Origin of the sequence: Prevotella sp. AM34-19LB (assembly GCF_003468525.1) — a bacterium.
In the GTDB taxonomy this organism is placed as follows: Bacteria; Bacteroidota; Bacteroidia; order Bacteroidales; family Bacteroidaceae; genus Prevotella.
In genome coordinates this window covers 28,875-39,266 of the sequence record NZ_QSIG01000029.1, presented here as the reverse complement: position 1 = coordinate 39,266, position 10,392 = coordinate 28,875, and the positions used below count along the sequence as shown (strand labels likewise).

Genomic DNA, 10,392 nt, shown 5'->3' with positions numbered 1-10,392 from the left:
CGTGCCATACCAGTATGTCGGGCAAAAGGTGAGCGTACTGTGGGACTTAGATACCGTGGAGGTTTACTCCGGGAGTTCTCGCATAGCCATCCATCAGCGTCGCCAAGGATCTGGATACAGCACGCTTGACGAGCATATGCCAGACAAACATCTTGCCTACAAGCACGGACAGGGATATAACGCCGCCTATTTTCTGGAGGAGGCAGCATTGGTTGGCAGCAACACCACTTCCGCAGTCCAATCCATCCTCAATCGCACGAAGCATGTCGAGCAGTCGTACAAGTCCTGCCAAGGAGTCCTGTCTCTCAAGCGCAAGTATGGCAAGGAGCGCCTGGAGAAGGCCTGCAAGCGTCTGGCAGGTTGTTCATCCATCACCTACACGACCATCCGCAACGTATTGGAGAAGAACCTTGACCAAGTTGACGGGGAAGAAACAGTCTCAAATGTGCCACAGAACGACTATGTGAGAGGCGCGGAGGCATTTATGAACATTTAAACATATATAGTAACATGAACTTACAAGAAACCATCATACAACTCAACGAGTTGAAACTCAGAGGTATGTCATCCTCCTTCGAGGCCATGACCAGCCTTCCTGTACAGAACCGCCCATCCCTGGAAGTCGCCATCTCCAAGATGGTGGATGCAGAGGTGCAGGACAGACGAGATCGAAAGACCGCCATGTATCTAAAAATCAGCAAGCTTAGATATACGGCACTCTTAGAGGATGTCATCTGTGGAACAGACCGCAACTTCACCAAGGATGACCTTGCCGCCATTGCCGACTGTGCCTTCATACGCAGACATGAGAACTTGCTCATACAAGGAAAGTGCGGCTGCGGAAAATCCTTCCTTGCCTGTGCCCTTGGAAGACAGGCTTGCATGCTAGGCTACAGAACTCTCTATCTCAATATGAACAGCTTTGTGGAGAAAGTTGCACTCAGCAAGCTGGATGGGTCGTACCTGAGGATGATAACCAATCTGGAAAAGTATGACTTGCTCATATGGGATGACTTCGGGTTGCAGCCAATGGATGACAAGACCAGACTCGCAATGCTTCAAATCCTAGAAGAGAGATACGAAAGAAAGTCCGTCATTATCGCCTCACAGCTTCCCATTGCCAAATGGTATGATTACATAGGTGATCCTACCTTGGCAGATGCCATTATGGACCGTTTGGTGGCAAATGCAAGTAAAATAGAGTTAAAAGGCGATTCTATGCGCCAGAAATTGAAAAAATAAATTACCTTTGCAAATTGAAAAGCAGAACTGAAATCTTGGTACCGCTTGCAGCGATACAAGCGGTACCGATTGCAGTGATAGCATGGTACCGATTACACCGCTACGCTTGGTACCGATACAGCGCTATCGTCAAAAATTGCAAAGATACTCTATGATAATGCAAATATACAGAACTTTGTTATGCGAAAAAGTCAGTAACTTTGCACCGTCAAAAGAATAGTTGAAATTTAAAAGATTAGTTTAATTATGGAAAAGGAAATATTATTGAATAATGGAGTGAAGATTCCTACACCGGGCTTCGGAACGTTTCTTACTCCTGATGGAGCAACCTGCGTTGAAGCTGTGAAAGCTGCCATCGCTGCAGGCTACACCCACATCGACACTGCTGCTATCTATAAAAATGAGAAGAGCGTGGGCGAGGGAATCAAGGAAAGTGGAATCAAGCGTGAGAATCTCTTTGTTACCAGCAAGGTTTGGAACACAGAGCGTGGCTACGACAAGACCTTGAAGGCGTTTGACAAGACTTTGAGCGATTTAGGGCTTGATTATCTAGACCTCTATCTCATTCACTGGCCAGCCAACGAGTTGCAGTTTGGCAAGGATGCAAATCAGCTGAATGTAGAGACCTGGAAAGCGATGGAGCGTCTTCATGAAGAGGGCTTGATTCGCAGCATCGGTCTTTCCAACTTCATGCAGCATCATGCAGAGCCAGTAATGGCGAAGGCAAACATCTGTCCGATGGTTGACCAGATAGAGTATCATCCTGGATTCACTCAGAAGGAGTGCGTGGAGTTCTGCCAGAAGAACAACATTCTCGTGGAAGCATGGAGCCCATTGGGAAGAGGCAATGTCTTTGACAATCCTCTCTTGAAGTCGATTGCTTCTAACCATGGCAAGAGCGTGGCCCAGGTAGTCATCCGCTGGGTGATGCAGACAGGCGTGCTGCCATTGGTGAAGTCGGTTACTCCAAGCCGAATCAAGGAAAACTTCGATGTATTCGACTTTGAACTCTCTCAGCAGGAAATGCTTGAAATCGCATCGCTGAAAACTGACAGAATTGGTTCAGACCCAGATACATGTGACTTCTAATACTGTATAGTTTTGGAGTGAAATGCTCCCAAAAACATATAAGATGAAAATGTAAAAAGTTACGGAGATAATTCATATTCTCCGTAACTTCTTACATTAAGCCTCCATTTTTGAAGTTATTGAGTTTCCCTCAGTTCTTCTATGAGATTTTCAAGAATATAATCATCGCTCATAAGCTGTAAACCATATTTCGGGTCAGACAGTTGCTGGTACACCTTAGTAGTGTAAAACAAGTTGAGTGCCTTTCTGCATCAATATGCAGAGTTTCTGCCAGCATCATTATTATTCGGCTTTGTTTGCGCCATAATACAGAATCCCTCATAGTCAATCCTCCTTTTCTATTTGTTCTGACGAAATAAACGACAGATAGTTGTCAACAATCTCTTGGTTCAATATGCAGAGTTGATGATTTACAGCCTTGTATTTCAATTGTCCTAGGGCTTGCTCGGCTGTAATGACATTGTTCTCGTAGTCTTCTACTGTATCAATGACATTATCGTTGGCAACACCACCTTCCACGATGTCATACATGGTTTGCTTTGTACCTCCTTTGCGGCAATCTACAACATATTCCAGCCATTCAAGGTTGTAACTGTCGAAGATTTTAATGCGATAATCCTTATTCTTTACTGCGTCATAATCAAATGAATATATAGATAAAGTCGGTAGGGCGTTGCGTCCTTTTCTCTCTGCAATAGTTTTTGCCCATGAGGAAGCCTGTTGGCGCAATTTGGTAAGGTAGAAACCTTGCCCAAAGTCCACCTTCTTTCTTCCTAATTTTACAAGTGGTTTACCAACTTGTATATAAGAGCCATGATATAGTGTTATCATACTTCTTTCTCCCAGTTTAATAAAGTTTCACTAATGTCGTCTGCCACCCAGTCAAGGCTTTGGGTATGAAGGTCTTCATACCGTTTAATCAGCCTACGATGAATCAGTCCCTGTTTCAGCAGGCGGTCGTGCATCTCCTTTCCGGAAATGCCCAATTTCCGTGCTCCACTCTCTATTGCCATAACGGCGAAGTGAATATGTCTGTATGTATCGTTGTCTGTATATGCCATATTCTGTATTCCGTTTATTTTGTATTCTTTATTGTTTCTTCATGCTCTAATCATTTGATAGATATGCGCCTGAATCTATGGGATAAGCCAAGTTCAACCCCATATTGGCACTATATATCTGCAAAAATACAAAAAATATTCAGAAAAGTGATTTAATGAATGAATTTTGTTTGCAGGACGAACTTGATTTAACCTTATTTATATGCTAGAGGGTTGTTGATGGCATCTTGAATAACCAGAAATCCTTAATGACCTTAATGACCGTGACCTTAATGACCGGAAAACGCCCCTAAACATTTATTTGTTTTTCTGATGAAACTCCTTCCTTGTCTTAGCCATTACTTCTGTAGCCCTATCATGGGTCTCTATAAGCAATGGGCTTTTGTGATATTGCACAATCTTGACCCCGACAGAGTTGTGCCTTTTCTTTTCCTCGATGCATTGAATGATCAAGTCCGGATTGGCAGATTTAGCCGTTGGAGTCTTGTCAAAGTTCTGAATATAGGCAGCGTTGGTCAGGAAGAGAATGTCGGAACCTTCCGGTATTTCCTGCATTACCTTAACCATGAGGGTTAACATCATGCGGAACTCTGTAGTGTGAAGGTCGCTGATTACATCACGGCTGATGATATTGCCGTTATGCTCAATCACAACGGCAGCACCACCAGCTCGCTCTTTATGGCCATAATCACATGAACCACCTATCCAAACGTAATATGTAGAAGTATCTTGTGTCATAATTATTTTATCTTCAACGTCCGCAGATATTCCTTCTGCTCGGGAGTGATTCTGTAGCTCTCGATTGCCTTCTGGATTGTCTTGTTGTGCGTCCAGGGAGCAAGGCGGCGTTGCTCGATGTAGGGGATTGTTGCGTCCCATTGCTTGGCAAGGGCTGTGGCAAAGAACCAGGCTGCCATCATTTTTACGTAATACTCTTCGCTCCTTACTGATGCAGGAATTTCAAGATATTCAGCCTTGAAGTCTTTATCTAGGTAATGAGACATAAGTGTCTCTATTCCAAAGCGACAAGTATAGACGTGTGATGATTTACTCCAAGTCTTGATTTTCGTCAGTAACTCCTCCTTGTGTTTGGCAAACACCTTCGGAGACATGATGTCGCAAACTGCCCAGTTGTCCACGAATGGCAGGAAGCTGTCTGTCAGACGAATGCACTCTTCGTAGTCTTTCACCTCGGAGATGAGGAGTCCGTGAAGCATGTTCTCATCGTAGTATTCGTGAGGAAGCTGCTGAAGGAAATCCTCGCATTCTTTCTCCTTTGTAAATTCTTTTGTGAACTTGCGGAGCACAGGCACACGAATGCCTATGAAACTTTCCAAAGGCACTCCCGGTGTCAGTTTGGCTTGGAAAGCAGCATACTGCTTATCCTGCATGGCGAACAGTCTTTCTTGAAGTAAAGTCATAAATTCTTTGTTTTATAATGCAACATAGAAGGAGCAATTGCCTCTTTATTCCATTCTGCCATATTTCATTTCCACGCCCTCCTTATCATACTGCTTGCGCTTGCCGGTTGGTGGCTCAGTAAGTGTGATGCGAACTACAGCCGTGCGTGACAAGGAACGGGCGATGCTCTGGTCGAATGCATCCATGTGTTTAGGAAGGAAACGCTCACAGATTAGTCGGAGACCATGAATCTTCTCTGCATCCACGGTCACGATTTCTGCCTTACCGAATGCAATGGCTGATTTGAATTGCAGGGTGAAACTGCCGTCCTTCGGACCAACCGTAGGCGCACAATGGGTTACGGCTGAAAGGCAAACCTCGGGATGAGCCTTGATTGCCTCCAGTTTCTTGCCTTCCAAGGCACCATGAAAATACCAATTCACATCATCATCTGATGCGAGTGACAGCGGTAAGCCGTAAGGTTTGCCGTCTTCGTCAATGAAACTTACAGTTATATACGGAGCCTTGTGCATTACTTCCAATGCCCATTGGCTATCCATTGCTCTTGATTCCTTTCTCATTTTTATCCAATTAATTTAATAATCTGTTTATCCGAAGCATCAGGCAGGATTTCTTTCAGATGTTCGAAAATCCTCTGATAAGATTCCTGGGGAGTTCGGTTGCATTGGCAAGCCTCCCTGCCATAGAGATCTTCGGGAGTATTCAGCAGCGACCAACCCCAGCCATATTCGTGATTGTGCTTGTCACGAGGATAGATGAAATCCTCGGTCACGATGTAAGTCGCCATTTCCAGTCGGGTGAGATAACCGTCAAACTTGCTTCTCATTCCTTTTCCTGTAAAACCGCAGGCTGCCCGAAGTTCTCTTGTGATGAGACTACCGGTAGATTGAAGCGTGCAGAGAATGGCTCCTTCTATTGATTCATCATCTGGGCGAGGGTATTTGCTTCTTCTGTAGTTACAGAAGTCCGGCCACCATTTCTGGCTGATGAATCCTGCTTTCTTGTTGAAGAACTTTCCGTACATACATGGCATTTCCTGCACAATCTCGCCCTTCCATTTCCATAGCGGCCAGTCCCAACCGCCTTCAGGAAGTCTTACGTAACCGCAGTCTTCCGCCACGATGTCTTCGGCATAGAAGCCTTCAATGCCGCTATCAAGGAGGGGGAGGAAGCCGATCTTCTGAATCAGCTCCATCATGCCTGTTGCTGAATATATTTCTGGAAAATTCATTTCCTTAAATATTTAATTAGAGTTTCTATGGATTTAGACTTTTTTCCAACCTGAGCATATCGCTCAAATATACTTATGTCCATATTCCTGAAATCATCTATTTCCATTCGGATGTCCTCCTCCAAATAGTTCTCTACATCCTTCAGGTAACGTAAATTAACCTTCGGAGATTTGCGATTAAGTCACAGAGAGCTTTTTCTGGTGTTGCCATCAGAAAGGCGTAACTTTGCATATTGATGCTTGTAATCCCTATTGAAAAGGCTTCTCTTGACATGTTCTTATACTCAAAACGCCCGACAGGAGTATCAAAACTACGGGAGTGCTTTAGTGTCATAGACTGAGTAGTATAAACAGCTTCTGGTATTAATCCATAATAACGTAAGGCTGTCTGCATAGACACATACGAAGGAGCATAAAGATGATTGGCTATCAGTTCTGTGGATAGAGCAACACGAGACACATTTGGGGCTACCACATAAAGCCCCTTCTTGAGTCGGATAATTTTATGAGCCGCCTCAAGACTGCGTACTTTCTGATTCCCTGCTTCAATGTTTGTAAACAATGAAGCTATAGCTGAAGTACTGACTGGTATGTTACCTATATGTTCTAAATCCATTATCATGGTGCAAAAATAGTAAAATTTGGAATAGAAAACGAACTTTTTCTTGCTTTTCTGTTCTGTTTTTGACTATTATTTCAAAGCCTTGCCGTCGGAGAAAGCGTTACCGACTTTCTCGCCCAACTGGATATAGCTATGATGAATAGGGTCGAAGACAATCAGCTCCATCTTCTCCATGTCTGGATTTCCGTCTTCTGCCAGATACTTCTCATCTACAAGAATATTGACGATTTCAGCAACGAGATAATAGCCGGTTTCGCTTTCGTCATACTTCTCCTTGATGCGGCACTCCAGGGTCATCGGGAAATCGGTGAACACAGGAGCGTTGACCATAGTCGCCTTTTCGATATTCCAGCCCGTCTTCTCCATCTTCTTCGGGTCGTTCTTGGCAGAAACAATGCCCACGAAATCAGAAGCCACCATGGTTTTCTTGGTAGCGAAGGCAACGGTAAACTCGCCGCCATGCTTCAGGTTGTCTGTGGTGACGTGATTTCCCATCGAGATCATAATCTCCTTCATGTCCCACTGTCCTGCCCAAGCAGCGTTCATTGCGTTGGCAACTCCTTCCTTATTATATGTGCCGATAATCAGCACAGGCTGTGGTGCAAACCACGGCTTTGGTGCAAAACTTTTCATATACTTCGTACTTTATATTGTTATTATTTTAAATGTCCTTGTTGAATCATTTGCAGGTTCTCTGCAGTTTGTCTGAGTCTTACTATATATATGATCATTTGATATTACTTCTAATGTCTGGATTTGGCTCTGGTTCCGCAGCCATCATTGGCTGTTCCTCAGGAAGTATGTATCTACTGCTGATGTGGAGACCAGAATCATTGTTCGCTTCTATCTCTCCACGCAGTCGTTCTTTCAATTTGGTGTTTCTGTTGATTACCGTCAGATTACGTATTGCATAAGCGAGAGCTTTGGGCTGGCCGATAAGCACACAGATTTTTTTAGCTCTCGTAATGCCTGTATAGATGAGGTTGCGCTGAAGCATCACAAAATGAGTCATCAAAACTGGGATTACCACGATCGGATATTCTGAACCTTGCGATTTATGAATGGTAGAAGCATAGGCCAATGTTAGCTCATCAAGCTCCGTTGCTTCATATTCCACCAGATTGTTGTCAAAGTTGACACATAGTGTGCGGTCTTCTATGTTGACTTTTTCTACAGTTCCGATGTCACCATTGTACACATTCTTGTCGTAATTGTTACGTATTTGCATCACACGGTCGCCCAACTTATAGGTTGTACCACCACGGCTTATGCCCAATGTAGTTGTATTGAGTGCTTGCTGTAGCATCATGTTCAGGTTGGCTGCACCTACCACACTTCTTTGCATCGGCGTAAGTACCTGGATGTTGCTTAAAGGCTGATTGTAAGCCTTTGGCAAGCGATACTTCACAAGTTTTACTATTTCTTCAGCCACTTGTTCCGGGTCTTCATTTTTGATGAAGAAGAAGTCGGTCTGCTTGCCGTTGCTCGTATCTGGATAATGCCCTTGGTTGATGGCATGGGCACTCATGACGATTCTGCTGGATTGAGCTTGCCGGAAGATGCGGGTTAGTCGAACTACGGGAATCTTCTCGGAGTCAATAATGTCACGCAAAACATTGCCAGCTCCAACACTTGGCAACTGGTCAATATCACCCACAAGCACCAAGCGCATGTGTTCGGGAATAGCCTTCATTAGATTATACATCAATATGATGTCAATCATGGAACACTCATCCACAATCAGCGCATCACCTTCCAGTGGGTTCTCCTCATTTCGCTTGTAACCATCTTGTGGATTAAACTCCAATAGTCTATGAATGGTCTTGGCTTCCATATTGGTAGCTTCGCTCATTCGCTTGGACGCACGGCCAGTAGGTGCTGCAAGCAAAATCCTCATTCCTGCCGTTTTATACGCAGCAATGATACCTTGCGTAGTTGTGGTCTTACCTGTCCCAGGACCGCCAGTCAGTACCATCACTTTCGAGCGAACCGCTTGTTGGATGGCAGCAATCTGAACCTCGTCATATTCTATACCAGAGACCTTTTCAATGGCTTTAATATCAGCCTTTAATCCGAGGTTATTTGCTCCTTGACTTTTTATTAAGGTCAAGAGTTTCTTTGCCGTTCCACGTTCAGAATGATAGAATGGAGGCAGATATATAGCTTCATTCTCACGGATGAGATCTTCCGAAGCAATCATCTCTGAAATGGCTTGTCTGATAGGTTCTTCGTCTGCTTCAAGCAGTTTCTTGGCAGCTTCTATAAGCTGCTCTTCTATAGCATATACATGTCCTTCGTTGGAAAGTTCATTCAAAGTGTAACCTATACCACTTTTGCAACGTCTCAAATCGTTTTTCTCGTAGCCCATCTTAGAGGCAATACCATCAGCAGTTTTAAATCCGATGCCCCAAATATCATCTGCAAGGCGATAAGGATTCTCTTTCACGTTGTTGATGCTTTCCTTCCCGTACTGGCGATATATTTTGGCGGCATAAGCGGTACTTACTCCGTATTGTTGCAGGAAGATCATTACATTCTTGATGTCCTTCTGTTTCTCCCAACTGTCTCGGATTTTCTCTACACGCTTCTTACCGATGCCAGCCACTTCATATAGTCGTTCGATGTCATCTTCAATTACCTCGATGGTATCAGTACCGAACCTCTCAACTATCAGATGAGCATACTTCGGACCAATGCCTTTCACCAGTCCGCTTCCTAAATATTTCTCTATGCCATATACAGTTGCAGGCATCACTTCTTCCCACGTCTCGCATACGAATTGACGTCCGTATCGCTTATCGACTTTCCAGTCACCATTACACAATAGTACAGCACCCACTGGTACATCCAGCAGATTGCCCACCAAGGTAACAAGGTCTGAATAATCCTTGACCTTAACCCTCATCACGGAATATCCATTCTCCTGATTTTGGTAGGTAATGTGTTCTACTACGCAACGTATCTTTGTCATTTATTTTATGTCTATCTCTGTGAAACGATTAAAAGTTCTGCCGTCCCTCGTAACTTTCCCGAAGAACATATTTTCCGGTCTTACCCAATAGGCTTGGTCTCCATAGAGAGCCTGATAAACCACCATGCGCTCCTGTGTTTCGGAGTCGAAGGCAGAATGTATGAACTTGTATTTGCCGCCCTTAAAGTGCTGGAAATATCTTTCTTCCTTTGCCGAAAACTCCATCAGCATTTTCTGGGCAAGGGGAGCGTACCAGGTCTTCACCTCCTGCTCAGTAGGCGTATGACCGCCAGGGAAATGGAAGGCTTGGTTGTAATGTTCCAGGAAGAGAGGGGAGAAGTGAGCCAGGGTGTCCTGCTCACCAAAAAGTCCCCACACACGATCCTTATAATAGGGGTTGCAATGGTCGAACTGCACGGCTTCCAGTTCCGCAAACTCCCCAATCAGCGCCTCGTCAATCACAAGCCGCTGATTGCCGTCCCTTCTCGGTGCCTTGTATTCATGCTCGCCGATTCGTTCCTTCAGAAACTCCGTCATCATGAAATACGGATTGCCGAGCAGGGCAGGAATGCCCACCACCGGAGCCAGCATCTGGGCGAGGAAAGAGCCGCAGCTGTTGCCCAGAAGCAAGTCGGGCTGTTCCCGGTCGATGATGGAGCGAATCTCCTTCAGTGCCTCCTTGGGGTGCAATGGCAGGTCGGGAGTCAGCACCACCGCCGTCCCCTCAAACGCCTCTTTCAAGGCTCTCGCCATC

General features: G+C 44.8%; 12 protein-coding genes and 1 pseudogene. 3 read left to right on the top strand and 10 right to left on the bottom strand.

The window, feature by feature from the left end; all coding sequences use genetic code 11:
* From DW830_RS10155 to DW830_RS10145, 3 genes are all read left to right on the top strand, one after another.
* Positions 1 to 496, top strand: a 496-nt coding sequence (locus DW830_RS10155; protein ID WP_410524514.1) for a Mu transposase domain-containing protein, incomplete at its 5' end; no start/stop codon positions are given.
* 14 nt (positions 497 to 510) lie between these two features.
* Positions 511 to 1,242, top strand: coding sequence for an IS21-like element helper ATPase IstB (gene istB, locus DW830_RS10150; protein WP_118201903.1), 732 nt, complete (start codon positions 511 to 513; stop codon positions 1,240 to 1,242).
* A gap of 246 nt (positions 1,243 to 1,488) precedes the next feature.
* Positions 1,489 to 2,331, top strand: a complete 843-nt coding sequence (locus DW830_RS10145; protein WP_119249806.1) for an aldo/keto reductase — start codon at positions 1,489 to 1,491, stop codon at positions 2,329 to 2,331.
* Positions 2,332 to 2,655: 324 nt separating this feature from the next.
* Here DW830_RS10145 and DW830_RS10135 read toward each other — a convergent pair whose 3' ends face one another.
* The 10 genes and pseudogenes from DW830_RS10135 to DW830_RS10090 all read right to left on the bottom strand — a co-directional run bounded on the left by DW830_RS10135 (position 2,656) and on the right by DW830_RS10090 (position 10,391).
* Entirely contained in the window at positions 2,656 to 3,162 is a 507-nt protein-coding gene (locus tag DW830_RS10135) for a DUF3990 domain-containing protein (protein WP_118141131.1), read from the bottom strand.
* Positions 3,159 to 3,392, bottom strand: coding sequence for a DUF3791 domain-containing protein (locus DW830_RS10130; protein ID WP_006846555.1), 234 nt, complete (start codon positions 3,390 to 3,392; stop codon positions 3,159 to 3,161). Before DW830_RS10130 ends, DW830_RS10135 begins: the two co-directional genes overlap by 4 nt.
* Positions 3,393 to 3,689: 297 nt before the next feature.
* On the bottom strand, positions 3,690 to 4,130 hold the full coding sequence (locus DW830_RS10125) for a ribonuclease H (protein WP_119249805.1): 441 nt from the start codon (positions 4,128 to 4,130) through the stop codon (positions 3,690 to 3,692).
* 2 nt (positions 4,131 to 4,132) lie between these two features.
* Positions 4,133 to 4,813, bottom strand: a complete 681-nt coding sequence (locus DW830_RS10120; protein ID WP_119249804.1) for a DNA alkylation repair protein — start codon at positions 4,811 to 4,813, stop codon at positions 4,133 to 4,135.
* Positions 4,814 to 4,858: 45 nt separating this feature from the next.
* Positions 4,859 to 5,374: a pyridoxamine 5'-phosphate oxidase family protein gene (locus DW830_RS10115; RefSeq protein ID WP_119249803.1), complete on the bottom strand. Its 516-nt coding sequence runs from the start codon at positions 5,372 to 5,374 to the stop codon at positions 4,859 to 4,861.
* A 2-nt stretch (positions 5,375 to 5,376) separates the two neighbouring features.
* A complete protein-coding gene (locus DW830_RS10110; protein ID WP_119227934.1) occupies positions 5,377 to 6,045 on the bottom strand; it encodes a hypothetical protein in 669 nt (222 codons plus the stop codon).
* Positions 6,042 to 6,667: pseudogene (locus tag DW830_RS10105) on the bottom strand (type IV toxin-antitoxin system AbiEi family antitoxin domain-containing protein). Before DW830_RS10105 ends, DW830_RS10110 begins: the two are co-directional and overlap by 4 nt.
* Positions 6,668 to 6,736: 69 nt before the next feature.
* A complete protein-coding gene (locus tag DW830_RS10100) occupies positions 6,737 to 7,300 on the bottom strand; it encodes a flavin reductase family protein (protein WP_119249802.1) in 564 nt (187 codons plus the stop codon).
* Between the two features lie 94 nt (positions 7,301 to 7,394).
* On the bottom strand, positions 7,395 to 9,638 hold the full coding sequence (locus DW830_RS10095; RefSeq protein ID WP_119249801.1) for an ATP-dependent RecD-like DNA helicase: 2,244 nt from the start codon (positions 9,636 to 9,638) through the stop codon (positions 7,395 to 7,397).
* Positions 9,639 to 10,391 (bottom strand): YqiA/YcfP family alpha/beta fold hydrolase, encoded by a 753-nt coding sequence (locus tag DW830_RS10090; protein ID WP_119249800.1) that lies wholly within the window; start codon positions 10,389 to 10,391, stop codon positions 9,639 to 9,641. It lies immediately after the preceding gene.
* Position 10,392 lies beyond the last annotated feature (1 nt).

Coding starts and splice junctions, on each gene's coding strand:
- DW830_RS10090 (WP_119249800.1), bottom strand. CDS start 10,391: ATGGCGAGAGCCTTGAAAGAGGCGTTTGAGGGGACGGCGGTGGTGCTG.
- DW830_RS10095 (WP_119249801.1), bottom strand. CDS start 9,638: ATGACAAAGATACGTTGCGTAGTAGAACACATTACCTACCAAAATCAG.
- DW830_RS10115 (WP_119249803.1), bottom strand. CDS start 5,374: ATGAGAAAGGAATCAAGAGCAATGGATAGCCAATGGGCATTGGAAGTA.
- DW830_RS10135 (WP_118141131.1), bottom strand. CDS start 3,162: ATGATAACACTATATCATGGCTCTTATATACAAGTTGGTAAACCACTT.
- DW830_RS10120 (WP_119249804.1), bottom strand. CDS start 4,813: ATGACTTTACTTCAAGAAAGACTGTTCGCCATGCAGGATAAGCAGTAT.
- DW830_RS10110 (WP_119227934.1), bottom strand. CDS start 6,045: ATGAATTTTCCAGAAATATATTCAGCAACAGGCATGATGGAGCTGATT.
- DW830_RS10125 (WP_119249805.1), bottom strand. CDS start 4,130: ATGACACAAGATACTTCTACATATTACGTTTGGATAGGTGGTTCATGT.
- istB (WP_118201903.1), top strand. CDS start 511: ATGAACTTACAAGAAACCATCATACAACTCAACGAGTTGAAACTCAGA.
- DW830_RS10145 (WP_119249806.1), top strand. CDS start 1,489: ATGGAAAAGGAAATATTATTGAATAATGGAGTGAAGATTCCTACACCG.
- DW830_RS10100 (WP_119249802.1), bottom strand. CDS start 7,300: ATGAAAAGTTTTGCACCAAAGCCGTGGTTTGCACCACAGCCTGTGCTG.
- DW830_RS10130 (WP_006846555.1), bottom strand. CDS start 3,392: ATGGCATATACAGACAACGATACATACAGACATATTCACTTCGCCGTT.